The sequence below is a fragment of the Massilia phyllosphaerae genome, assembly GCF_034659755.1.
GTDB lineage: Bacteria > Pseudomonadota > Gammaproteobacteria > Burkholderiales > Burkholderiaceae_D > Telluria > Telluria phyllosphaerae.
Genome location: NZ_JAXSQX010000003.1, coordinates 530,092 through 552,625, shown reverse-complemented (window position 1 = coordinate 552,625; position 22,534 = coordinate 530,092). Strand labels below are relative to the sequence as shown.

Below are 22,534 nucleotides of genomic sequence, written 5' to 3'. Positions count from 1 at the left end.
CGATGGGGATCGACCGGAATCGGGATAAAAAAAAGCCCGCTCGAGAGCGGGCTTGAATCTATTCCTTGTGGAGAATAGAGGAGACAGGTGCAATCATGACGCAGCGCAAAATATATGTCCAATGATCGTTTCTGATCTCAGCAATAAATAAAAGCTATATCTCCTCAGTTTCTCGTCAAATATCGAGCGGATCGACTTCCAACGACCAGCGCACGCGGCTCTTCATGGCGCGCAGGGCATCGACCCAGGCGGTCAGGAAGGCCTGCAGCGCCGGGCGCGAGTTCGATTCCACCAGCAGCTGGGCGCGCTCGACGTTGTGCACGCGGGTCATGGTCATCGGGATCGGATCGTTGACGGTCACCGCATCGGCTGCCACGGCATCGCGCGCGCCCTCCAGGAATGCGATGGCGGTCGCCAGCTCGGGCGCCTCGGCGCGCAGCAGCGCCTGGTACATATAGGGCGGCAGCGCGGCCTGGTGGCGTTCTGCCAGCAGGTCGCCGGCGAAGCGGTCGTAGTCGTGGCGCATCACCGCCCCGTACAGCGGGTGGGTGCAATAGCGCGACTGGATCAGCACTTCCGACGCCAGCCCGGCGCGTCCGGCCCGCCCGGCCACCTGCATCAGCTGGGCGAACAGGCGCTCGCTGGCCCGGTAGTCCTGCGAGAACAGGGCAGTGTCCGGATTCAGCACGCCGACCAGCGTCAGCTTTTTGAAGTCGTGGCCCTTGGCCACCATCTGGGTGCCGATCAGGATATCGACCTCGCCGCGGTGCACGGTGTCGAACGCCGCCTGGGCGCTGCCCTTGTGGCGCGTGGAGTCGGCGTCGATGCGCAGGATGCGCGCTTCCGGGAACAGCGCCTGCAGCCCTTCCTCGATGCGCTGGGTGCCGCGTCCGAGCGGCTGCAGGTCGATGTTGCCGCAGGTCGGGCAGGCGTGCGGGATGCGCAGCTCCAGGCTGCAGTGGTGGCAGCGCAGCCGGCGCTCGGGGCGGTGCAGCACCATGTTGGCGGTGCAGCGGGTGCAGTTGCTGATCCAGCCGCAGGACTCGCAGCACAGCACCGGCGCATAGCCGCGCCGGTTCAGGAACAGCAGCGACTGTTCGCCGCGTTCCAGGCGCTGGCGCAGCGCCCGCACCAGGGTCGGCGTCAGGCCCTCTTTCGGCTTGTCGCGCTCCATGTCGATCAGGTACACGCGCGGCAGCACGGCGTCGCGCACGGCGCGCTCGCGCAATTCCAGCTTGCGGTAGCGCCCGGTCTGGGCGTGATGCCAGCTCTCCAGCGACGGGGTGGCCGACCCCAGCACGATCGGGATCCCGAGCTGGTGCGCGCGCCACACGGCCAGGTCGCGCGCCGAATAGCGCAGGCCTTCCTGCTGTTTATACGAGGGGTCGTGCTCTTCGTCGATGACGATCAGCTGTAGATGCGGCAGCGAGGCCAGGATCGCCAGGCGGGTGCCGAGCACGATGCGCGCGCGGCCCTGGTGCGCGGCCAGCCAGTGCAGCATGCGCTCGCCTTCCGACAGGCTGCTGTGCAGGGTGGCCAGCATCACGCCGGGGAAGCGCGCGCGAATGTTGGCTTCCAGCTGCGGCGTCAGGTTGATCTCGGGGACCAGGACCAGGATCTGCGCGTGTTGGTCCCGGGCCAGCACCTGGGCGCAGGCTTGCAGATACACCTCGGTCTTGCCGCTGCCGGTGACGCCGTACAGCAGCAGCGGGCTGAAACCCGCGGCACCGCCGATGGCGTCGGCAGCTTGCTGCTGCTCCGGGTTCAGGACCGGCATGTCGGCCGGGGTGGCGTCGTGCGCATCCGGCAGCTTGGCCAGTTTCTTCAGCGCGCGGTCCAGCGCCACCGTGGTCGACAGGCGCAGGTTCTTGGGCAGGCCGGGCATTGCCACTTCACCCAGCGGCCGGTGGTAATAACCGGCGGCAAAACGCGCCAGCGCCAGCCATTTGCCGGACAGCGGCGCCAGCTGGCCGCGTACCGCCAGTGCATCTTTCAGCTTATCCGCCGGGACATCGCTGTCCTGCTTGATGGCGACGATCACGCCCACCGCTTCGCGCCGGCCGAAGTTGACCAGCGCCAGCTGGCCGACTTGCGGTTCTTCCCCGGAGGCGCAGGGCCAGCGGTAGTCGAACACGCTGTCGAGCGGCGTATCGAGGGCGATTTGCAGGATGCAGTACGACACGTGTTGAAAACCTTCTGGCGAGCTGTGGAGAACTGTGGAAAACTTTGTGGAAAATGGAAAACTTGACCGGGACAAAGGTTTACGTTAGCTCAAGGCACTTGGCAATTCTCTAAGTCCATAAAACATTTTCCTCTTTTAATTCAATGACTTAGAAAAATAGTACCGGAGCTCATGAAATTCTTTATCGCTTGCCAGCTTCTGTGCATAACTGGGCATTTCCAGTGAAGAACTGAAGCGCAGTGCAGCAAAATCTTGATGGAATACTTGAAGAAATCCCGTAAACCCCGGTAAACGAAGCACTTTTTGGGATTATGCACAGAACCTGTGTATAACTTTGTGAACAAGGCACTGAACAGTTTGCCTGGCAGGCGCCGAAGGTCTCCGAAGCACCTTGGCGCCATGTTCACAGCGTGAGCTAAACACTATAAAAATCAATTACTTACGTCGACTGCGCAAGCACTGTACATTTCCACAGCCAGCCTTGCGTGAGCTGGCGTTTTTGTGAATAAGTGTGATTTTGCAGGATTTAGGCAGCACGTTGACGGCGGCTGAAGTCGTGTACCGCTTCGACCATGGCCGTCACCGATTCCGGCGGCGTGAACTGCGAGATGCCATGGCCCAGGTTGAACACGTGGCCGTGACCGGCGCTCGGCGTGCCGTAGCTGGCCAGCGCTTTTTCCACTTCGGTACGCACCTGGTCCGGCGCCGCGAACAGGATCGCCGGGTCGAGGTTGCCCTGCAGGGCGACGCGGTCGCCGACCAGTGCACGGGCGCGGCCCAGGTTCACGGTCCAGTCCAGGCCGAGTGCATCGGCGCCGATGTCGGCCATTTCGTCCAGCCACAGGCCGCCGCCCTTGGTGAACACGATTGCCGGGATGCGCACACCGTCTTTCTCGCGCTGCAGCTGGGCCAAAACCTTCTGCATGTACTGCAGCGAGAAGGCCTGGTAGGCGCCGTCGGCCAGCGCGCCGCCCCAGGAGTCGAAGATCATGACGGCCTGGGCACCGGCGTCGATCTGGGCGTTCAGGTATTGCGCCACCGCGTCGGCGTTGGTTTGCAGGACGCGGTGCATCAGGTCGGGACGCGAGTACAGCATCTTCTTGACCGTGTGGAATTCGCGCGAGCCCTGGCCTTCGACCATGTAGCAGGCCAGGGTCCAGGGGCTGCCCGAAAAGCCGATCAGCGGCACGCGGCCGTTCAGCGCGGTGCGGATCTGGGTCACGGCCTTGAAGACGTAGTCGAGCGATGCCATGTCGGGCACGCGCAAGGCGGCGACGTCTTCCTCGGTGCGCACGGTGCGCTCGAACTTCGGGCCTTCCCCTTCTTCGAAATACAGGCCCAGGCCCATCGCGTCAGGCACCGTCAGGATGTCCGAGAACAGGATCGAGGCGTCCAGCGGGTAGCGGTCGATCGGCTGCAGCGTCACTTCGGTGGCGAAATCCGGACTCTTGGCCAGGCCCAGGAAGGAGCCGGCCCGCGCGCGGCTGGCGCGGTATTCCGGCAGGTAGCGCCCCGCCTGGCGCATCAGCCACACCGGCGTGTAGTCGGTCGGCTGGCGCAGCAGCGCACGCAGGAAAGTGTCGTTCTGGAGCGGGGCGAATTGTGGCATGGATGACAACCTGAAAAGGAAAACTGACGCTGGAAGCGGAGGCAGACCGCCGGGCAAACCGCTGGCAAACCGCTGGGCAAACACCTATTATCGCATTCCTCGGGCAATCGCACCGCATCGTTTGCCGGCCGACATGCCGGAGGGAGCACACTTATAATGTGTCCCTACCCATCTGCCAGGACCCCATCCCATGCCAGACCCATCCCGCACACAGGCGCCCTGCGGCACCTGGACTTCCCCGATCACCGCCGACGTGGTTGCCGCCGGTGCCACGCCCCTGTCCTCGGTTGCGCTCGATGGCGGCGACGTCTACTGGCTGGCCGGCCGCGCCAGCGAAGGCGGCCGCACCACGCTGCTGCGCAAGCGCAGGAACAGCGTCACCGAGCTGACGCCGGCGCCGTTCAACGTGCGCACCCGCGTGCACGAGTACGGCGGTGGCGCGCTGCTGGCGGCCGAGGGCGTGGTGTGGTTCTCGAATTTTGCCGACAACCGTATTTATCGCATCGGGGCCGAGGGCGGCGAGCCGGCGCCGCTCAGCGCCGGTGGCGCGCTGCGCCATGCCGATTTTGTCCTGGACGCGGCACGCGGACGCCTGCTGTCGGTGCGCGAAGACCATTCACAAGGCGCCACCTACCCGGTCAACACGATCTGCGCCCTGAACTTCGACGGCAGCGAGACGGTCCTGGTGGACGGCAACGACTTTTATTCGTCGCCGCGCCTGTCGCCGGACGGCAGCCAGCTGGCCTGGCTGAGCTGGGACCACCCGCGCATGCCATGGCAGGGCACCGAATTGTGGCTGGCCGATATCGCCGCCGACGGCACCCTGGTCAATGGCCGCCTGATCGCCGGTGGGGAAAACGAATCGGTCTGCCAGCCGGAATGGTCGCCGGGCGGCCTGCTGCACTTCGTGTCCGACCGCAGCGGCTGGTGGAACCTGTACCGCTTCGACCATGGCGTGGTCCATCCTCTATGCCCGCGCGACGCCGAATTCGGCGGCCCGCACTGGGTGTTCGGCAATGCGATGTACGGTTTCATGTCCGACAGCGAGATCGCCTGCACCTATATCGAGGACGGCGTCAGCCGCCTGGCGCGCCTGGACACCGGCAGCGGCGCACTCACGCCGGTCGACAATCCCTACGAAGAGATCCGCGAGCTGCGCGTGCAGGGCACTACCCTCGCCTTCCTGGGCGGCGCGCCGACCATCGCCACCGAAATCGCGCAAATCGATGCGAGCAGCGGCCAGCGCCAGGTGCTGGCCCGTTCGATCGAGCAGCTGCCGGACGTCGGCTACCTGTCGGTCCCGCACAGCATCCGCTACCCCAGCGCCAACGGCCGCACGGCGTACGCCTTTTACTACCCGCCGCGGAACAAGGACGTCGAGCCGCTCCCGGGCGAGCTGCCACCGCTGATGGTGATCGGCCACGGCGGCCCGACCAGCATGGCCACCAGCACGCTGAAACTGGCGACCCAGTTCTGGACCAGCCGCGGCATCGCCGTGCTCGACGTGAACTACGGCGGCAGCACCGGCTTCGGCCGCGCCTACCGCGACCTGCTGCGCGGCCAGTGGGGCGTGGTCGACGTCGAGGATTGCGTGGCCGGCGCCCAGCACCTGGCAGGCCAGGACCTGGTCGACCGCGAACGCCTGGTGATCCGCGGCGGCAGCGCCGGCGGCCTCACCACGCTGTGCGCCCTTGCCTTCCACGACGTGTTCAAGGCCGGCGCCAGCTACTACGGCGTGTCCGATCTCAAAGGGCTGGACGCCGATTCGCACAAGTTCGAATCGCGCTACAACGAATACCTGATCGCACCCAAGGCGCAGGCCGACGCCGTGTATGCCGAGCGCTCGCCGATCAACCACAGCGACAAGCTGGCGCGCCCGATGATCTTCTTCCAGGGCCTGGACGACAAGGTGGTGCCGCCGCCGCAATCCGAGGTGATGGTCGACGCCCTGCGCGCGCGCGGCGTGCCGGTGGCCTACCTGACGCTCGAAGGCGAAGGCCACGGCTTCCGCAAGGCGGACAGCATCGTGCGCACCTTGCAGGCCGAGCTGGTTTTCTACCTGCGCGTCTTTAATATCCCGGTGCCGGATGACTTGCCGGCTGTAGAGATCGAGAATCTCGCGCAATGAGCGAAGGCACGACGGCGCAGGCATGGCGCGAGCGTGTCGACGCCTGCGATTCACGCGACAAGCTGATCCTGGCGCTGCTGGCGCTGGCCGGCGAACCGATGGGCCGGCGCCGCATCCACGAGCATCTGTCTCCGCTCGAGGAAAGCGCGATCGAGGACGACCTGGCCGAACCGCTGGAACGCCTGCGCGCCGCCGGCCTGGTCGGCGAACTGCCCTCGCGCGGCTACGTGATCGCCCAGGAGGCGGCATGGCCGGCAATCGCCTGGTCGCTGCAGGCGCGCCAGTTCAACGCGCTGCGCGAGGTCTACCAGACGGTGACGCCGCTGCGCACCGACTGGCAGGGCACGCCCATGCTGCGCAGCTACCGCCAGGGCGTGGCGCTGCTGCGCATGGCCCTGATCGGCGGCGAAGGGCCGAAGACGATCGCGACGCTGCTCACCGCCTGCCTGCGCTGCCACGAGGCGGCCTACCTGCACCCGCTGGTCGACATCTGCGCGCGCCCCTTCGAACCCGAACTGCTGGAGCGCATCAACGGCGCCGTGCGCGACGATGTGCTGGCGGTGCTGGTCAACCAGGTCCAGCGCGAACCGGCAAACGCCCCGGCGATCCGCCACTACGCCGAAGAGACGGTGGCGCAGGGCGGCGCCTCGATGGGCCTGCGCACCGCGCTGGCCGAACACCTGATCCTGTGCGGCCGCCTGGACGCGGCGCGCGCGCTGCTGCACGACCTCGACGACTCCACCGCCCTGTACTACGTCAGCGTGCTGCAACTGCTGCGCGGCGACGTCGACGATGCCCTCGCCGGCTTCGACAAGGCATTGAAACTGCTGCGGCGCGAGACCGGCAAGAGAAAGGCGGTGTTCGAGGGCATCGGCGGCCACCTGTACGTGACCGCCCTGCTGCGCAGCAGCGACCCGAAGCACCAGAAGGCGCTCGACGGCTACCTCGACGCCGCCACCCGCGCCGTGCAGAGCCACGACACCGCGGTCTACCAGCAGCTGTCGATGCTGCGCCAGATCCGCGGCGGCACCGTCGATGCCGAGGTGCTCCCCTCGCGCAACTGGGAGACCGCCCTGCAGCCGGTGATGTTCCGCGCCCTGCTGCATCACTGGCTCGCCATGCCGCAGCTGCTCGACAAGGCAACGCTGCTCGAACAGCAGATGACGGTCGCGGAAGCCGCGGGCTTCGACTTCATCGCGGCCCAGATCGGATCGGTGCTGGGTGCGCTCGGCATGGTCGGCATGGAAAAGCGCGCCGTCGCCCTGCGCCAGCAGCACCGCTTCGTCGATATGGCGCTGTGGTTCGAGCGCGAAGAGCCATGGGAACGCCAGCTGAACGCCTTGATCAACCTGCAGCCGGCCGTGAACGTGGAAGTGGTGAAGGAATCGCGCCTGGCCTGGATGATCAGTTACGACGAACACCTCGGCATCCGTGCGATCGAGCCGCGCGAGCAGAAGCGCGATGCCCAGGGCGGCTGGAGCCGCGGCCGCGCCATCGGCCTGAAGCGCCTGGCCGAGGAAGCCGCCGAACTGGATTTCCTGACTGCCCAGGATATCCAGGTGGCGGCCGCCATCGGCGCCCACCGCTACTACAGCGGCACCGGCACCCGCTACGAATTCGACCTCGACCGCGCGGTGGCGGCGCTGGCCGGCCACCCGCTGCTGTTCTGGATGGATTCCGGTACCCGCATCGAACTGCTGCCGGGCGAACCGCAGCTGATGGTGCGCGCCGGCGGCGGCAAGGTCCACATCACGCTGCAGCCGAAACTGGCCGAGCAGCAGGGCGAAGTCGTGGTCACGCGCGAGACGCCGACGCGCCTGCGCATCGTGCGCATCCGCGACGAGCACCGCCGCATCGGCGCCATCGTCGGCGACGGCCTGGTGGTGCCGCTCGAAGCCGAACGGCGCGTGCTGCAGGCGATCAGCGCGATCTCGACCGTCGTCACCGTGCAGTCCGACATCGGCGGCAGCCCCGGCGACCTGGAACAGGTGGCGGCCGACCCGCGCCTGCACCTGCACCTGCTGCCCTACCAGCAGGGCCTGCGCATCCGCATCCTGGTGCGCCCGCTGCCCGACGCCGGTCCCTATCTGCGCCCCGGCGACGGGGCCGAGAGCGTGATCGCCGACGTGAACGGCATCCGCATGGAAGCGCGGCGCAACCTGAACGCCGAGCGCGAAGCCGAGCGCCAGCTGCTGGCCGATTGCCGCGCGCTCGAAGCGGCCGAGGACGAGCACGGCGAATGGCTGCTGGGCTCCCCCATCGCGTGCCTGGAACTGCTGGCCGAACTGCAGGAATTGCAGGAGCGCGACCCCGGCCGCGTGATCGTCGGCTGGCCCGAAGGCGAATCCTTCCGCGTGACCAAAAAGGTGAGCGCGAAATCGGTGCGCATCCAGATCCGGCGCGACAAGGACTGGTTCGCGGCCAACGGCGAGGTGCAGGTCGACGAGAATAAAGTGATGGACTTGCGCGACCTGCTGTCGCGCCTGAAGGAAGACCGTTTCATCGCCCTCGGCGACAACCAGTTCATGGCGCTGACGCACGAACTGCACCGCCGGCTGATGGACCTGTCGGCCTACAGCGATGCCGCTGACGTTGCAAATGAGGCGGCCTTGCGCTTCCACCCGCTGGCCAGCTTCGCGCTGGAAGAGATGGCGCAGGACGCCGGCGAAGTCGATGCCGACGCCGCCTGGCGCAAGCACATCCAGCATATGCAGGAGAATGCAGAGTACCGCCCGCAGCTGCCGTCCACGCTGCAGGCGGAATTGCGCGACTACCAGCTCGAAGGCTTCGAATGGCTGGCGCGCCTGGCGCACTGGGGCGTCGGCGCCTGCCTGGCCGACGACATGGGCCTCGGTAAAACGCTGCAGGCGCTGGCGCTGATCCTGTCGCGCGCCCCCGGCGGCCCGACGCTGGTGGTGGCGCCGACCTCGGTGGCGACCAACTGGATGGCCGAAGCCGCGCGCTTCGCGCCGACCCTGAACATCCAGCTGTTCGGCAGCGGCGACCGCGCGGCGATGCTGAAGGAGGCCGGCGCCTACGACGTGATCGTCGCCAGCTACGGCCTGCTGCAGCTGGAAGCCGAACGCTTCGCAGGCACGCGCTGGCATACCATCGTGCTGGACGAGGCGCAGGCGATCAAGAACGCGCACACGCGCCGCTCGCAGGCGGTGATGGCGCTGCGCGGCGATTTTCGGATGGTGGCCACCGGCACGCCGCTCGAAAACCACCTGGGCGAGCTGTGGAACCTGTTCAGGTTCATCAACCCGGGCCTGCTCGGCAGCAGCGATCAATTTAACTTGCGCTTCGCCGGCCCGATCGAAAAAGCACAGGATAAACGCGCCGAACTGGCGGCGCGCACGCGCCTGCGCCGCCTGACGCAGCCTTTCATTTTGCGCCGCACGAAATCGCAGGTGCTGTCCGAGCTGCCGCCGCGTACCGAGATCGTGCTGCCGGTGGAGCTGAGCCAGGAAGAGACGGCGCTGTACGAATCGCTGCGCCGCGAAGCGCTCGACCGGCTCGCCACAATGGAAGCGCAGGATGGGAAAAATGCGTCGCAAAAGCAGATCCAGATCCTGGCCGAGATGATGAAGTTGCGCCGCGCCTGCTGCAACCCGCAGCTGGTGGCGCCCGACAGCGGCATCCGCAGTAGCAAGCTGGAGACCTTTGCGCGCCTGGCCGACGAACTCCTGGAGAACCGCCACAAGGCGCTGGTGTTCAGCCAGTTCGTCGACCACCTGACCCTGATCCGCAAGCACCTCGACGAACGCGGCATCCGCTACCAATACCTGGATGGTGCGACGCCGATGCAGGAACGTAAGCGCCGCGTGGACGCCTTCCAGGCCGGCGACGGCGACCTGTTCCTGATTTCGCTGAAGGCGGGCGGCGTCGGCATCAACCTCACTGCCGCCGATTATGTGATCCACATGGACCCGTGGTGGAATCCGGCGGTGGAAGACCAGGCCTCGGACCGCGCCCACCGCATGGGCCAGCAGCGCCCGGTGACGATTTACCGCCTGGTGACGCGCCACACGATCGAGGAAGGTATCGTCGACCTGCACCGCCACAAGCGCGACCTGGCCGACAGCCTGCTCGAAGGCAGCGACCTGGCGGCGCGCATGTCGCCCGCCGACATGCTGGCCATGCTGCAGGCGGGGCTCTCGGGCAATCGACCGGCCTCTATCGCGGACTGGCAATCCATGTGATGATTGGCCTTTTGCAGGAACCGGTCGCCAATCGTGACGTATTGTTTCAAGGTTCCGCAGGGCCGGCGAATGGTGCTAACCTGTCGCCCCGCCGCCTGCCTCGCCGGTGGGCGCGCCATCTGGCCCTTTCTCTTTATCAGGCAGACAGATCAATGAAGACATCCAAACTCGCGCTTGCCGTCCTGCTGGCCAGCGTCGCGCTGGCGCCGGCCCAGGCGCGTCCTTCCAAGGCGGCCAAGGCCAAGCACACCAGCAGCGCCAAGGCCAAAGCATCGGCCAAGGAACCGGCCAAAGCCAAACCGGGCAAGACCGGCAAGGCCGCCAAGGCCGCGGCAGTCGCGGCGCCGGTGGCCGCCGCCGCCGTGGCAGCGCCCGCCGCTGCTCCGGCATCTCCCGCCACTGCGCAGAACCGCAACGACCGCTTCATGGACACGCTGTCGATGCAGTTCCTGACCGCGCTGTGGCGCGTCGATCCCGAGAGCGGCATCTACGTCGGCAAGTTCGACGCCGCCGCCAAGCTGACCCTCCCCGACGTCGCCACCCGCACCCGGCAGCTGGCCTTCATCGACGAGTGGCTCGACAAGTTCGGCAAGCTGAATGCCGACAAGCTGTCGCCCAACCAGCGTACCGACCTGGCGCTGCTGTTGAACAAGCTGCGCGCCGACCGCTGGCGCCTGACCACCCTGCGCGAGTTCGAGTGGAACCCGTCGCAGTACAACGTGGCCCAGCCGCTCGACCTGATCCTGAATACGGAATACGCCGCCAAGCCGCAGCGCCTGCGCACCATCCTGAAGCGCCTGGCCGACGTGCCGGCGTATTACCAGGCGGCGCGGGGCACGATCGTCAACCCGACGCACGAACATACCCGCCTCGCGCTCGAGCAGGCGCCGGGCACGCTGGTGGTGCTGGCGGACCTCGGCAAGGCGGCCCAGGAATCGATCCTGTCGGCGCAGGAAAAAACGATCTTCGCGCAGCGCATCGCGAATGCCGGCAGCGCGGTGCTGGGCTGGGTCGATTACCTGAACGACCTCGATCGGTCGCAAACGCAGATGAAGCGCGGCCGCTCCTTCCGCATCGGCAAAGCCCTGTACGAGCAGAAGTTCGCATTCGAGATCCAGTCCGCCAGCAGCGCCGAGCAAACCTACCGCAAGGCCCTGGCCGCGCGCGAAGAACTGCTCACGCGCATGGACGGCCTGGCCGACGGCTTGTGGGACAAGACCATGGGCCGCACCGCCAAGCCGCAAGACCGCTATCAAAAGATCGGCATGGTGATCGACCGCCTGTCGCTGCAGCACACGACGCCGGCCAACTTCCTGCCCGAGATCCGGCGCCAGATCCCGCAGCTGCAGGACTACGTGGTGAAGAACAACCTGGTGACGATCGACCCCAGCAAGCCGCTGGTGGTGCGCGAGACCCCGCTGTACCAGCGCGGCGTGGCCGGCGCCAGCATCGATGCGCCGGGCCCCTACCGTCCCAAGGACAAGACCTATTACAACGTCACCCCGCTGGACGGCTTGAGCCCGGCACAGGCCGAGAGCAGCCTGCGCGAGTACAACAACTGGATGCTGCAGATCCTGAACATCCACGAGGCGATCCCCGGCCACTACACCCAGCTGATGAACGCCAACCGTTCGCCCTCGCTGGTGAAGGCGCTGTTCGGCAATGGCGCCATGGTCGAAGGCTGGGCCGTGTATGGCGAGCGCATGATGCTGGAGTCGGGCTATGGCGACAACGCGCCGGAACTGTGGCTGATGTGGTGCAAGTGGAACCTGCGCAGCGTCTCCAACACCATCCTCGACTACAGCGTGCACGTGCTGGGCATGACGCGCGAGCAGGCGCTCGACCTGCTGGTGCGCCAGGCCTTCCAGACGCCGCAGGAAGCCACCGAGAAGTGGAAGCGCGCCCAGCTGTCGTCGGTGCAGCTGACCAGCTATTTCAGCGGCTACAGCGACATCATGGACTTGCGCGAACGGCGCAAGCAGCAACTGGGCGACAAGTTCGACCTGAAGGCCTTCCACGACCAGTTCCTGGGCTACGGGAATGCGCCGGTCAGCGTGATCGGGCAGCTGATGCAATAAGCAGCCGACGGTCGGGGCGGACCTGCCGCGGCGAAGGGACCCGTGGGTCCCTTTTTTCCATCCATTGCGTGCTCACAAGGGCAGCAGCCGCACCCGGCCTTAGGATGGCGTGTTTCCATTAAGAAAGGAATCCGCCATGATGCCACGCCCTTCCCTGCTGTTGCTCTTGCCGCTCGTCCTGCTGTCCGCCTGCTCCACCTCACCCAATATCGGAGCCGCCGGCGCCAAGACCGTTGCCACCGGCGCCGCCGGCGGCGCCACCTCGATCGGCGCCAGCAGCCAGCTCGAGCACTGCGAGCGCTCGCTCGGCACGCTCGCCATCGTCGAGGAATCGAACCAGCCCTGGGTGCATCAGCTGACCGCGCAATACCGCACCCAGAGCACGGTGCCGCTGCTGCGCATGATCATCCAGCAATCGAACTGCTTCGCGGTCGTCGAGCGCGGCCAGGCAATGCGCCAGATGCAGGGCGAACGCGAACTGATGGCGTCGGGCGAACTGCGCAAAACCAGCAACATCGGCAAGGGCCAGATGGTCGCCGCCGACTACACGGTGACGCCGTCGATCACCTTCACCCAGGGCGGCGCCAGCGGCGTCGGCGGCCTGCTGGGCGGGCGCATCGGCGCGGTCGCCTCGCTGGTGGGCGGCTCGCTCAAATCCAACGAGGCCTCGACCATGCTGCTGCTGACCGACAACCGCTCCGGCCTGCAGCTGTCGGCCGCCGAGGGCAGCGCGCGCAACTGGGACATGGGGGCGATGGGCGCGTTCTTCCGCCACGGCTTCGCCGGTGCGAACGGCTTCAGCAATACGCCGGAAGGCAAGCTGCTGGCCGCGTCGTTCATGGATTCGTACAACCAGATGGTGAAAGCAGTGCGCGCCTACAAGTCACAGTCGGTCGACGGCGGGCTCGGCAACGGTGGCCTGCTGCGCACCAATTGATACTTTCGACGGGCCATGCAAAACGGCGCCCGCGGGCGCCGTTGCTTTTATAAAATTTTCCGACAGGAAAAAGTCAGGCATTTTCCGGCGGCGCCTGGCTGACACGCACGAACACCGGCGCCAGTATCAGTCCCAGTTCGAACAGCAGGCACATCGGTACCGCCAGGGCCAGCATGCTGACCGCATCCGGCGGCGTGACCACGGCGGCGATGGCAAAGGCGCCGACGATCGCGTACGGACGGATCGAGCGCAGCTTTTCGACGCTGACGATACCCATGCGTACCAGGATCACGACCACCACCGGCACCTCGAAGGTGGCGCCGAAGGCCAGGCACATCGACATCACAAAATCGAGATAGTTCTCGATGTCGGGCATGACAGCAATCGAGGCCGGTGCGAAATTGGCGATGAAGTGGAACACGCGGCCGAACACGAAGAAGTAGCAGAACGCCACCCCGGCCATGAACAGCAGTGACGACGAGATCACCAGCGGCAGCACCAGCCGCTTTTCGTGGGCGTACAGGCCGGGTGCGATGAAGGCCCAGGCCTGGTAGAACACCCAGGGCAGCGACAGGATCAGGGCCAGCACCAGTGTCACCTTCATCGGCACCAGGAAGGGTGCGGTGACGCCGGTGGCGATCATCTTGGCGCCCGCGGGCAGCGAGGCCAGCATCGGGGCGGCCAGGTAGTCATAGATTTCCGCCGCGCCCGGCCATGAGAACAGTGCGGCGCAGACGATCGCCACGCCGATCGCAGCCTTGACCAGGCGGTCACGCAGTTCGACCAGGTGGGAAATGAATGTTTCTTCGCCCGAGGCTTCTTGGGTCATCAGAAAAAGGATGTGTTGGATTTGACGCCGGGACGGAATTTCCGGACGCGTGCGGCGCCGGACAGCACGTGCTGCCGCGTTCCCTGGCGATTCTTGAACCAGGCCGGGACGTTCGAGGTGCGCACCAGCTTCTTGCGCCGGAACTCGCGCGCCTTGCGTTCGATGTCGTCCTGCGATACGTAGCTCGGCGCCGGCTCGGTGGATGCCGCTGCGCCGTGGTCGTCCCCGTGCCAGGCCGCTTCGACCTCGCCCATGTGCGACGACACCGTGTCCTCGACGTCGGTCTTGAAGGTATCGACCCCCGACTTGAAACTGCTGGCGCCCGCCTGCACTTCCTTGTGCAGGTTACGCAGCTCTTCCATTTCGATCTCGCGCGAGACCTCGGTCTTCACCTGTGCCAGGTAGCGCTGGGCACGGCCGTACAGCGTCCCGGCCATGCGGGCCACCTTCGGCAGTTTTTCCGGCCCGATGACGACCAGCGCCACCGCGCCGATCACGGCGAGTTTGGTAAGACCGAGATCGATCATGGTGCCGGATCAGAAGCGGCTTTTTTCGCGGGTCTCGACGTCGATGGTGCCCTTGTCGGCCACCTGTTGCGGCGGGACCGGGGTCTGGGTGGTCGTGGTGCCGGGCTTGACTTCATCGTCCTTCACGCCATCCTTGAAGCCCTTGACGGCCTTGCCCAGATCCGAGCCGGCGTTTTTCAGCTTGCCGGTGCCAAAAATGATCACCACGACGACCAGCAGGATCACCCAGTGCCAAATACTCAATCCACCCATCATTTTCTCCTTGCCGGGCAAGTGCCCGATATGCGTGCAGCAAAGTCCTTGCTTTCACGCGCAGTATAAGCCATGCAGGGCAGGAACGCCCTTTTTCCACCCGTAAATATAAACCGCGGTGCCTCAGGTCCCCAGGCCGCGCCACGGACGCTTGCCGCCATACACGTGCAGGTGCAGGTGATACACCTCCTGCCCGCCGTCCGGACCGACATTGAACAGGGTCTTGTAGCCCCCGCTGCGTTGTCCGTCCGCATCCTGCTGGACGGCGATGCCGTGTTCGGCAGCCAGCTTCGGCGCCAGCGCCAGCATCCGGCCCAGCAGCGGCGCGTGGGCGTCGGTGCAGTCGGAGAGCGAGGCCACGTGCTGTTTCGGAATCACCAGCAGGTGCACCGGCGCGGCCGGGTTGATGTCCTTGAACGCGAACAATTCGTCGTCTTCGTACACCACGCTCGCCGGAATCTGCTTGGCGGCGATCTTGCAGAAAATGCAGTTATCCATATTCTCTCCAAAAGCTTATCTTGTGGCGGCCCCGCCTCTCCACAAGAGACGGGCGCGTTAGTCTATCCGGCCGGCATGACGGCAGCATGACGCGGCGGGTCAGTCCTCCGGACGCGCTGCCTTTTCGGCAATGCCGGACACGCCTTCGCGGCGCGCCAGCTCATCGATCACCTGCTGCGGCGTCAAACCGAAGCGCGCCAGCAGCACCATCGAATGGAACCACAGGTCGGCGGTTTCGTACAGCAGCTTGGATGGGTCGGCGCCGGCGCGCACGTCCTTGGCGGCCATCACGGTCTCGACCGCTTCTTCGCCGATCTTCTTGAGGATCGCGTCGTCGCCCTTGGCGAACAGTTTCGCCACGTAGGAAGTGGCAGGGTCGCCGCCGTGTTCCGGCTTGCGCGACTCGATCACGGCCGCCAGTTGGTCCAGGTTGAAGCTCATGTGTCCTTCTTTGGCTGCGTTTTCTTCGGCTGCGCTTTTTTCGCATCCGTATAAATGGTGGCAGGGTCCTGCAGTACCGGCTCGACGCTGTGCCAGTCGCCGTTGTCGAACTTCTGGAAGAAGCACGAGTGGCGTCCGGTATGGCAGGCGATGCCGCCGGCCTGCTCCACCTTCAGCAGCACCACGTCTTCGTCGCAGTCGAGGCGGATCTCCAGCACTTTCTGCACGTGGCCGGACTCTTCGCCCTTGTGCCACAGTTTCTTGCGCGAGCGGCTCCAGTACACCGCTTCGCCCAGCTCGACGGTCTTGGCCAGGGCCTCGCGGTTCATCCAGGCGAACATCAGGATGTCGCCGCTGCCCGCTTCCTGGGCGATCACCGGCACCAGGCCGTGTTCGTCCCACTTGATTTTCTTGAGCCAGGGTTGGCCGGGGATCGATGGGGTCGTGGTCGGGGTTGCCATGTGTTCTCTGTCAGTCCAGGCGCATCGGAATGCCGCGCTCGGCCATGAAGCGCTTGGCTTCGCCGACCGTGTGCTGCCCGTAGTGGAAAATGCTGGCGGCCAGCACCGCATCGGCGTGGCCTTGCAGGACGCCGTCGGCCAGGCAGCTCAGTCCGCCGACGCCGCCCGAGGCGATGACCGGGATACCGACCGCGTCCGATACGGCGCGCGTCAGGCCCAGGTCGAATCCGGATTTGGTGCCGTCGCGGTCCATGGAAGTGAGCAGCAGCTCGCCGGCGCCCAGGCTTTCCATCTTGCGCGCCCATTCCACCGCATCCAGCCCGGTCGGGTTGCGTCCGCCGTGGGTGAACACTTCCCATTTGCCGGGCGCGACCTGCTTGGCGTCGATCGCCACCACGATGCACTGCGAGCCGTGCTTCTGGGAGGCGTCGAACACCAGCTGCGGGTTGGTGACGGCCGAGGTGTTCATCGAGACCTTGTCGGCGCCGGCATTCAGCAGCCGGCGCACGTCCTCGACCTTGCGCACGCCGCCGCCCACGGTCAGCGGAATGAACACGGTCGAGGCCACTGCCTCGATGATCGGCAGGATCAGGTCGCGGCCGTCGCTGGACGCCGTGATGTCGAGGAAGGTGATCTCGTCCGCGCCCTGGCCGTCGTAGCGGCGGGCGATCTCGACCGGGTCGCCGGCGTCGCGCAGCTCGGTGAAATTGATGCCCTTGACGACGCGGCCGCCGGTGACGTCGAGGCAGGGGATGATGCGTTTTGCGAGCATAATTTATGTGTTGACTTCAAAACCGTCGCCCCTGCGAAAGCAGGGGCCCAAGTTTTTACGCACATCGACGGCGCATCCAACTTGGGTCCCTGCCTTCGCAGGGACGACGTTCAAGAGGTGCGTCGCCGAAACTGGCGCCGCATCCACTCATCATTCAGGCCTGTGCACCCTCGGTCAGCACATCCGCACGCTCCTGCGCGCTGGACAGATCCAGCGTGCCCTCGTAGATCGAGCGGCCGCAGATCACGCCTTCGATGCCTTCGTCCTGCACCGCGCACAGCGCTTCGACGTCGGCCAGGTTGTGCACGCCGCCCGATGCGATGATCGGGATGCGCACCGCCTGGGCCAGCTTGACGGTGGCCTCGATGTTGACGCCGCCCATCATGCCGTCGCGGCCGATGTCGGTGTAGACGATCGATTCCACGCCGTAGCCCTCGAACTTCTTGGCCAGGTCGATGACTTCGTGGCCGGACATCTTGCTCCAGCCGTCGGTGGCAACCTTGCCGTCCTTGGCGTCCAGGCCGACGATGATCGAGCCCGGGAAGGCGCCGCAGGCGTCGTGCAGGAAGCCCGGGTTTTTCACCGCGGCGGTGCCGACGATGATGTAGGTGATGCCGTCGTCCAGGTAGCGCTCGATGGTGTCGAGGTCGCGGATGCCGCCGCCCAGCTGGACCGGGATCTCGTCCAGGCCGTTTTCTTCGGCGTAGTCCTGCACGGTCATCAGGATCGATTTGATCGCTTCTTCGTTCTTCGGCTTGCCCGCGAACGCGCCGTTCAGGTCGACCAGGTGCAGCCGGCGCGCACCCTTCTTGAGCCAGTGCAGCGCCATCTCGGCGGGATCTTCGGAAAACACGGTGGCGAGGTCCATATCGCCTTGTTTCAGGCGAACGCAGTGACCGTCTTTCAGGTCGATGGCGGGGATCAGCAGCATGGTCGTTGTCGGTTGGTTGACGGTGTAAAAAGAACGCGGACGTTCAAGGATTCCAGTGGATGAAATTGCGATACAGGCGCAGCCCGGCGGCGGCGCTCTTCTCGGGGTGGAACTGGGTCGCGACGATGTTGTCCCGGCCGACAGCGCAGCAATAGGGCGCGCCGTAGTCGGCTTCGCCGATGGTGTCGTCGGGATTGGCCGGTGCCGCGTAATAGCTGTGCACGAAGTAGAACCAGGCGCCGTCCTCGACGCCTTCCCACAGCGGGTGGGCGCGGGTCTGGCGCACGCGGTTCCAGCCCATCTGCGGCACCTTGAAGCGCGAGCCGTCGGCCTGCAGCTTGCCGTCGAGCTGGAAGCGCACGACTTTGCCCGGCAGCAGGCCCAGGCCCGGCGTGCCTTCGTTTTCCTCGCTCGATTCGAACAGCATCTGCTCGCCCACGCACACGCCCATCACCGGACGCGTCTTCATGGCGCGCAGCACGGCCTCCTCGGCGCCGGATTCGCGCAGGCTGCGCATGCAGTCGCGCATCGCGCCCTGGCCCGGCAGGACGACACGGTCGGCCGCATCGATGTCGGCCGCGGCGTGGGAGACCAGCACATCGGCTTCCGGCGCGGCCACGCGCAGCGCCTGCACCACGGAACGCAGGTTGCCCATACCGTCGACCACAACAATCTTGTTCGTCATTGTGTGATGTCCGCCGCTTAGAGGCTGCCCTTGGTCGATGGGATCACGCCCAGCGCGCGCTCGTCCAGCTCGGTGGCGGCGCGCAGCGCGCGGCCGAAGGCCTTGAACACGGTCTCGCACTGGTGGTGCGCGTTCACGCCGCGCAGGTTATCCACGTGCAGGGTCACGCCGGCATGGTTGACGAAACCGCGGAAGAACTCGATGGTGAGGTCGACGTCGAAGCGGCCGATGGTCGCGCGGGTGAACGGCACGTGCCATTCCAGGCCCGGGCGGCCGGAAAAATCGATGACCACGCGCGACAGCGCCTCGTCCAGCGGAACGTAGGCGTGGCCGTAGCGGCGGATGCCCTTCTTGTCGCCGATGGCCTTGGCTACCGCCATGCCGAGCGTGATGCCGGTGTCCTCGACGGTGTGGTGGTCGTCGATGTGGAGATCGCCGACGGCCTCGACTTCGAGGTCGATCAGGCCGTGGCGGGCGATCTGGTCCAGCATGTGGTCGAGGAAGGGCACGCCGGTGTTCAATTTCTGGCGGCCGGTGCCGTCGAGGTCGATCGCGACGCGGATTTGCGTCTCGTTGGTGTTGCGCGTGATTTCTGCGGAGCGGGTCATTACAGGGAAGCCTTCAGGGCATTCAGGAATACGGAATTCTCTTCCGGGGTGCTGACCGTCACACGGATGCAATTGGCCAGCAATACATGCATTTTACTCAAATTTTTAATCATTACCTTCTCGGCGAATAGTGTAGCGCAGGTCTTGTCTGCATCCGGCACCCGCACGGTAATGAAATTCGCGCTCGACGGGTACACCGTCACGCCCGGCAGCGCCGCCATCGCCTGCGCCAGGGCGGTGCGCGCATCGTTCAGGCTGGCGGCCTGCGCATCCAGCACGTCGAGGTGATCCAGCGCGAATTCGGCCGCCACCTGGGTCAGCACGTTGATGTTGTAGGGCGGACGCACCTTGTCGAACTGGTCCAGCAGCGCCGGCGCCGCCGCCAGGTACCCGAGGCGGATACCGGCCAGGCCCAGCTTCGACAGCGTGCGCATGACCACCATGTTCGGGAATTCCGGCAGGCGTGCCATGAAACTGGTGCGCGCGAACGGTTGATACGCTTCGTCGACCACGGCGATGCCGGTCTCGCCCAGCGCCTCGATGATGGCGACCACATCCTCTTCGGCGAACAGGTTGCCGGTCGGGTTGTTCGGGTAGGCCAGGAACACCAGCGCCGGCTTGTGCTCGGCGATCGCGGCCAGCATCGCCGGCATGTCCAGCGAAAAGTCTTCCTGCAAGGGCACGCCGACGTAATCCATGCCCGCGAACTGGGCCGAGCGCTGGAACATCACGAAGGCCGGGGTCGGCGCCAGGATCACGGCGCGTTTATCCTGTCGTGCGCAGGCGGTGGCGACGATCGAGATGATCTCGTCCGAGCCGTTGCCGAGGATGACGTCGTAGCCGGCCGGGACGCCCAGCTTGGCGCAGATCTTCTGCTTGAGGGTGGAGTACGACGGCACCGGGTAGCGGTTCAGGACGGCGTCGGCCAGGGTCCTGGCCAGCTCGTCGCGCAGGTCGGCCGGCAGCGCGTACGGGTTTTCCATGGCGTCGAGCTTGATGTAGCCGCTGGCGTCCGGGACTTTATAGCTATGGCCGGCACGGACGTCTTCGCGGATCGTGTTGGCGATGAGGGTGTCGATGTCGGTCATGTCAGGTTCCTTGGGTGGTGAGGGCGTGTGCGTCGTGTTCTACGCTTTGATCGTTACCATTAAGACCGTCATTCCCGCGCAAGCGGGAATCCAAGTTTTTTCGCGGTATGCGTGCAACTTGGGGGGAAGAGTGCGATGGCACTGTTCCCGCCTGCGCGGGAACGACGGTTTTACTGTCAGCGGTAGAGGCAAGCTTTGCCTTTTTGCGGACGGTAACGCGTTTTTTGACCGGCGCCTCCGGCGCCGCCAGCCGCTGCGCGATCAGCTCGCAATACGCCGGATTCAGCTCGAACCCGGCATAGTGCCGTCCCAGCCGCTTGGCCGCCACCGCCGTGGTGCCGCTGCCCATGAAGGGGTCGAGCACGGTGCCGCCCGGCGGGCAGGACGCCTTCAGCATGCGCTCGATGATCTCGAGCGGCTTCTGGGTCGGATGGTCGACCCGCTCCGCATGCTCGCGGTGCAGGCGCGATACGCTCCACATGTCTTTCGGGTTGTAGCCGACCTCGAGCCACTTGGCGCCGACGAAGATCGAGCGCGAGCGCGCCTTCTTGGTGGCGGCGTCGTAGGGAATGCGCACCGCGTCCAGGTCGAAATAGTAATCCTTGCGCTTCACGAAGAAGCCGATCGTGTCGTGCACCGAACTGAAGCTGCGGACACTGCCCCCCATCGAGGGTACGCGGCGGTCCCAGATGATCTCGTTCATCATCGTCATGCGCTTTTTCAGCATCACGAAGATTTCCGGCGCGTGGCGCCAGGTCAGGAACAGGTACAGGCTGCCGTTGTCCTTCAGCTTAGGCAGCGCGCGGTCGATCCAGGATTCGGTCCAGGCCAGGTATTCCTCGACGCTGAGCTGGTCCGAATCGTTGCCGTAGTCCTTGCCGAGGTTGTAGGGCGGATCGGTCAGGATCAGGTCGATGGACTTGTCGGGAATGCGCGCCAGGCCGGCCAGCGCATCCTCGCAGAAGACCTGGTCGACCCAATCGCTCATGATTGCTTGATGCGCAGTTCTGCGCTGCGGGCGTGCGCCTGCAGGCCTTCCCCGTAGGCGAGTTCGGCCGCGATCTTGCCCAGCGTTTGCGCGCCGGCTTCGCTGACGAACAGCACCGACGAACGCTTCTGGAAGTCGTACACGCCCAGCGGCGACGAGAAACGCGCGGTGCGCGAGGTCGGTAGCACGTGGTTCGGGCCGCAGCAATAGTCGCCCAGCGACTCCGACGAGAAGCGACCCAGGAACATGGCGCCGGCATGGCGGATCTTGTCGGCCCACTGCTGCGGTTCGGCGGCCGAGATTTCCAGGTGCTCGGCGGCGATGTCGTTGGCGATGGCGCAGGCTTCATCCATGTCGCGCACCAGGATCAGGGCGCCGCGGTCGCTCATCGAGGTGGCGATGGTGTCCTTGCGCGGCATGGTCGGCAGCAGCTTGTGGATGCTGGCTTCCACTTGCGCGATGTAACCGGCGTCCGGGCACAGCAGGATGGCCTGGGCCAGCTCGTCGTGCTCGGCCTGCGAGAACAGGTCCATCGCGACCCAGTCCGGGTCGGTGGTGCCGTCGCACAGCACCAGGATCTCGGACGGGCCGGCGATCATGTCGATGCCGACGGTGCCGAACACGCGGCGCTTGGCGGCGGCCACGTAGGCATTGCCCGGGCCGACGATCTTATCGACGGCCGGAATGGTCTCGGTGCCGTAGGCCAGCGCGCCGACGGCCTGGGCGCCGCCGATGGTGATCACGCGCGTGACGCCGGCGATCGCCGCGGCGGCCAGCACCATCTGGTTCTTGATGCCGTCCGGGGTCGGCACCACCATCACGATCTCTTTCACACCGGCGACCTGCGCCGGAATCGCGTTCATCAGCACCGACGACGGATACGCGGCCTTGCCGCCCGGGACGTAGATGCCGACGCGGTCCAGCGGCGTCACGCGCTGGCCCAGCACGGTGCCGTCGGGTTCGGTATAAGTAAAACCGTTCAGCTCCTGCTTCTGGCGCTCGTGGAACACGCGGATGCGGTCGGCGGCCGTCTGCAGCGCGGCGCGTTGCGCGGCCGGCAGCGCGTCCAGCGCAGCCTGGAGTTCGTCCTGGGTCAGGTCGAAGGCCGCCATGCTGGCGGCGCCGCCCGGAATCCGGTCGAACTTGACCGTGTAGTCGAGCACGGCGGCGTCGCCGCGCGCTTTCACATCGGCCAGGATTTTGGTGACGGCGGATTCGATGGCGTCATCGGTCTCCGCTTCGAAGGCGAGCAGTTTGGACAGCTGCTGCTTGAAACCGTCGGCGGTGGAATCGAGCTTGCGGATGGTGATGTTCATTG

The 22,534-nt window shown here is 65.8% G+C and carries 18 protein-coding genes and 1 pseudogene; 4 read left to right on the top strand and 15 right to left on the bottom strand.

Annotated elements, in window-relative coordinates; all coding sequences use genetic code 11:
- Nucleotides 1-175: 175 nt before the first annotated feature.
- Together U1H99_RS15075 and hemE are read right to left on the bottom strand one after the other, a co-directional pair.
- Nucleotides 176-2,182: a primosomal protein N' gene (locus tag U1H99_RS15075; RefSeq protein ID WP_323142535.1), complete on the bottom strand. Its 2,007-nt coding sequence runs from the start codon at nucleotides 2,180-2,182 to the stop codon at nucleotides 176-178.
- Nucleotides 2,183-2,708: 526 nt separating this feature from the next.
- Nucleotides 2,709-3,791, bottom strand: a complete 1,083-nt coding sequence (hemE, locus tag U1H99_RS15070) for a uroporphyrinogen decarboxylase (protein ID WP_323142534.1) — start codon at nucleotides 3,789-3,791, stop codon at nucleotides 2,709-2,711.
- Between the two features lie 190 nt (nucleotides 3,792-3,981).
- Between hemE and U1H99_RS15065 the strand changes: the two genes are divergently transcribed.
- The 4 genes from U1H99_RS15065 (at nucleotide 3,982) to U1H99_RS15050 (ending at nucleotide 13,136) form a co-directional block, all read left to right on the top strand.
- The gene (locus U1H99_RS15065) at nucleotides 3,982-5,919 is read left to right on the top strand and encodes a dipeptidyl-peptidase 5 (protein ID WP_323142533.1); all 1,938 of its coding nucleotides are present in this window, start codon (nucleotides 3,982-3,984) and stop codon (nucleotides 5,917-5,919) included.
- Nucleotides 5,916-10,121, top strand: coding sequence for a DEAD/DEAH box helicase (locus U1H99_RS15060; RefSeq protein ID WP_323142532.1), 4,206 nt, complete (start codon nucleotides 5,916-5,918; stop codon nucleotides 10,119-10,121). The genes U1H99_RS15065 and U1H99_RS15060 overlap by 4 nt, the downstream gene beginning before the upstream one ends.
- Nucleotides 10,122-10,273: 152 nt before the next feature.
- The gene (locus tag U1H99_RS15055) at nucleotides 10,274-12,199 is read left to right on the top strand and encodes a DUF885 domain-containing protein (RefSeq protein WP_323142531.1); all 1,926 of its coding nucleotides are present in this window, start codon (nucleotides 10,274-10,276) and stop codon (nucleotides 12,197-12,199) included.
- Nucleotides 12,200-12,335: 136 nt separating this feature from the next.
- Nucleotides 12,336-13,136, top strand: coding sequence for a CsgG/HfaB family protein (locus tag U1H99_RS15050; protein ID WP_323142530.1), 801 nt, complete (start codon nucleotides 12,336-12,338; stop codon nucleotides 13,134-13,136).
- A 73-nt stretch (nucleotides 13,137-13,209) separates the two neighbouring features.
- On the opposite strand, the gene tatC is transcribed toward U1H99_RS15050, so the two are convergent.
- From tatC to hisD, 13 genes and pseudogenes are all read right to left on the bottom strand, one after another.
- Nucleotides 13,210-13,965 (bottom strand): twin-arginine translocase subunit TatC, encoded by a 756-nt coding sequence (gene tatC / locus U1H99_RS15045; protein WP_323142529.1) that lies wholly within the window; start codon nucleotides 13,963-13,965, stop codon nucleotides 13,210-13,212.
- On the bottom strand, nucleotides 13,965-14,492 hold the full coding sequence (gene tatB, locus U1H99_RS15040) for a Sec-independent protein translocase protein TatB (RefSeq protein WP_323142528.1): 528 nt from the start codon (nucleotides 14,490-14,492) through the stop codon (nucleotides 13,965-13,967). Before tatB ends, tatC begins: the two co-directional genes overlap by 1 nt.
- A gap of 9 nt (nucleotides 14,493-14,501) precedes the next feature.
- Entirely contained in the window at nucleotides 14,502-14,744 is a 243-nt protein-coding gene (gene tatA, locus U1H99_RS15035; RefSeq protein WP_323142680.1) for a Sec-independent protein translocase subunit TatA, read from the bottom strand.
- A gap of 123 nt (nucleotides 14,745-14,867) precedes the next feature.
- A complete protein-coding gene (locus U1H99_RS15030; protein ID WP_323142527.1) occupies nucleotides 14,868-15,242 on the bottom strand; it encodes a histidine triad nucleotide-binding protein in 375 nt (124 codons plus the stop codon).
- Nucleotides 15,243-15,341: 99 nt separating this feature from the next.
- Nucleotides 15,342-15,683, bottom strand: coding sequence for a phosphoribosyl-ATP diphosphatase (locus U1H99_RS15025; protein WP_323142526.1), 342 nt, complete (start codon nucleotides 15,681-15,683; stop codon nucleotides 15,342-15,344).
- On the bottom strand, nucleotides 15,680-16,144 hold the full coding sequence (gene hisI, locus U1H99_RS15020; protein WP_323142525.1) for a phosphoribosyl-AMP cyclohydrolase: 465 nt from the start codon (nucleotides 16,142-16,144) through the stop codon (nucleotides 15,680-15,682). Before hisI ends, U1H99_RS15025 begins: the two co-directional genes overlap by 4 nt.
- 10 nt (nucleotides 16,145-16,154) lie before the next feature.
- Nucleotides 16,155-16,919 carry an imidazole glycerol phosphate synthase subunit HisF gene (hisF, locus tag U1H99_RS15015; protein WP_323142679.1) on the bottom strand — a complete coding sequence of 255 codons (765 nt, stop codon included), beginning with the start codon at nucleotides 16,917-16,919 and terminating at the stop codon, nucleotides 16,155-16,157.
- A gap of 151 nt (nucleotides 16,920-17,070) precedes the next feature.
- Nucleotides 17,071-17,847, bottom strand: a complete 777-nt coding sequence (gene hisA / locus U1H99_RS15010) for a 1-(5-phosphoribosyl)-5-[(5-phosphoribosylamino)methylideneamino]imidazole-4-carboxamide isomerase (RefSeq protein WP_323142524.1) — start codon at nucleotides 17,845-17,847, stop codon at nucleotides 17,071-17,073.
- 43 nt (nucleotides 17,848-17,890) lie between these two features.
- The gene (hisH, locus tag U1H99_RS15005) at nucleotides 17,891-18,532 is read right to left on the bottom strand and encodes an imidazole glycerol phosphate synthase subunit HisH (protein ID WP_323142523.1); all 642 of its coding nucleotides are present in this window, start codon (nucleotides 18,530-18,532) and stop codon (nucleotides 17,891-17,893) included.
- A 17-nt stretch (nucleotides 18,533-18,549) separates the two neighbouring features.
- A complete protein-coding gene (gene hisB, locus U1H99_RS15000) occupies nucleotides 18,550-19,140 on the bottom strand; it encodes an imidazoleglycerol-phosphate dehydratase HisB (protein ID WP_323142522.1) in 591 nt (196 codons plus the stop codon).
- A complete protein-coding gene (hisC, locus tag U1H99_RS14995) occupies nucleotides 19,140-20,228 on the bottom strand; it encodes a histidinol-phosphate transaminase (RefSeq protein WP_323142521.1) in 1,089 nt (362 codons plus the stop codon). Before hisC ends, hisB begins: the two co-directional genes overlap by 1 nt.
- A gap of 175 nt (nucleotides 20,229-20,403) precedes the next feature.
- Nucleotides 20,404-21,216, bottom strand: a pseudogene (locus U1H99_RS14990) (DNA-methyltransferase); the annotation flags it as partial.
- Nucleotides 21,213-22,532, bottom strand: coding sequence for a histidinol dehydrogenase (gene hisD, locus U1H99_RS14985; protein ID WP_323142519.1), 1,320 nt, complete (start codon nucleotides 22,530-22,532; stop codon nucleotides 21,213-21,215). The gene hisD and the pseudogene U1H99_RS14990, both read right to left, overlap by 4 nt.
- Between the last annotated feature and the right edge of the window lie 2 nt (nucleotides 22,533-22,534).

Bases quoted from the DNA above. Each gene is read 5' to 3' on its own strand.
- hemE (WP_323142534.1), bottom strand. From the start codon at position 3,791: ATGCCACAATTCGCCCCGCTCCAGAACGACACTTTCCTGCGTGCGCTG.
- U1H99_RS15065 (WP_323142533.1), top strand. From the start codon at position 3,982: ATGCCAGACCCATCCCGCACACAGGCGCCCTGCGGCACCTGGACTTCC.
- U1H99_RS15060 (WP_323142532.1), top strand. From the start codon at position 5,916: ATGAGCGAAGGCACGACGGCGCAGGCATGGCGCGAGCGTGTCGACGCC.
- U1H99_RS15055 (WP_323142531.1), top strand. From the start codon at position 10,274: ATGAAGACATCCAAACTCGCGCTTGCCGTCCTGCTGGCCAGCGTCGCG.
- U1H99_RS15050 (WP_323142530.1), top strand. From the start codon at position 12,336: ATGATGCCACGCCCTTCCCTGCTGTTGCTCTTGCCGCTCGTCCTGCTG.
- tatC (WP_323142529.1), bottom strand. From the start codon at position 13,965: ATGACCCAAGAAGCCTCGGGCGAAGAAACATTCATTTCCCACCTGGTC.
- tatB (WP_323142528.1), bottom strand. From the start codon at position 14,492: ATGATCGATCTCGGTCTTACCAAACTCGCCGTGATCGGCGCGGTGGCG.
- tatA (WP_323142680.1), bottom strand. From the start codon at position 14,744: ATGGGTGGATTGAGTATTTGGCACTGGGTGATCCTGCTGGTCGTCGTG.
- U1H99_RS15030 (WP_323142527.1), bottom strand. From the start codon at position 15,242: ATGGATAACTGCATTTTCTGCAAGATCGCCGCCAAGCAGATTCCGGCG.
- U1H99_RS15025 (WP_323142526.1), bottom strand. From the start codon at position 15,683: ATGAGCTTCAACCTGGACCAACTGGCGGCCGTGATCGAGTCGCGCAAG.
- hisI (WP_323142525.1), bottom strand. From the start codon at position 16,144: ATGGCAACCCCGACCACGACCCCATCGATCCCCGGCCAACCCTGGCTC.
- hisA (WP_323142524.1), bottom strand. From the start codon at position 17,847: ATGCTGCTGATCCCCGCCATCGACCTGAAAGACGGTCACTGCGTTCGC.
- hisH (WP_323142523.1), bottom strand. From the start codon at position 18,532: ATGACGAACAAGATTGTTGTGGTCGACGGTATGGGCAACCTGCGTTCC.
- hisB (WP_323142522.1), bottom strand. From the start codon at position 19,140: ATGACCCGCTCCGCAGAAATCACGCGCAACACCAACGAGACGCAAATC.
- hisC (WP_323142521.1), bottom strand. From the start codon at position 20,228: ATGACCGACATCGACACCCTCATCGCCAACACGATCCGCGAAGACGTC.
- hisD (WP_323142519.1), bottom strand. From the start codon at position 22,532: ATGAACATCACCATCCGCAAGCTCGATTCCACCGCCGACGGTTTCAAG.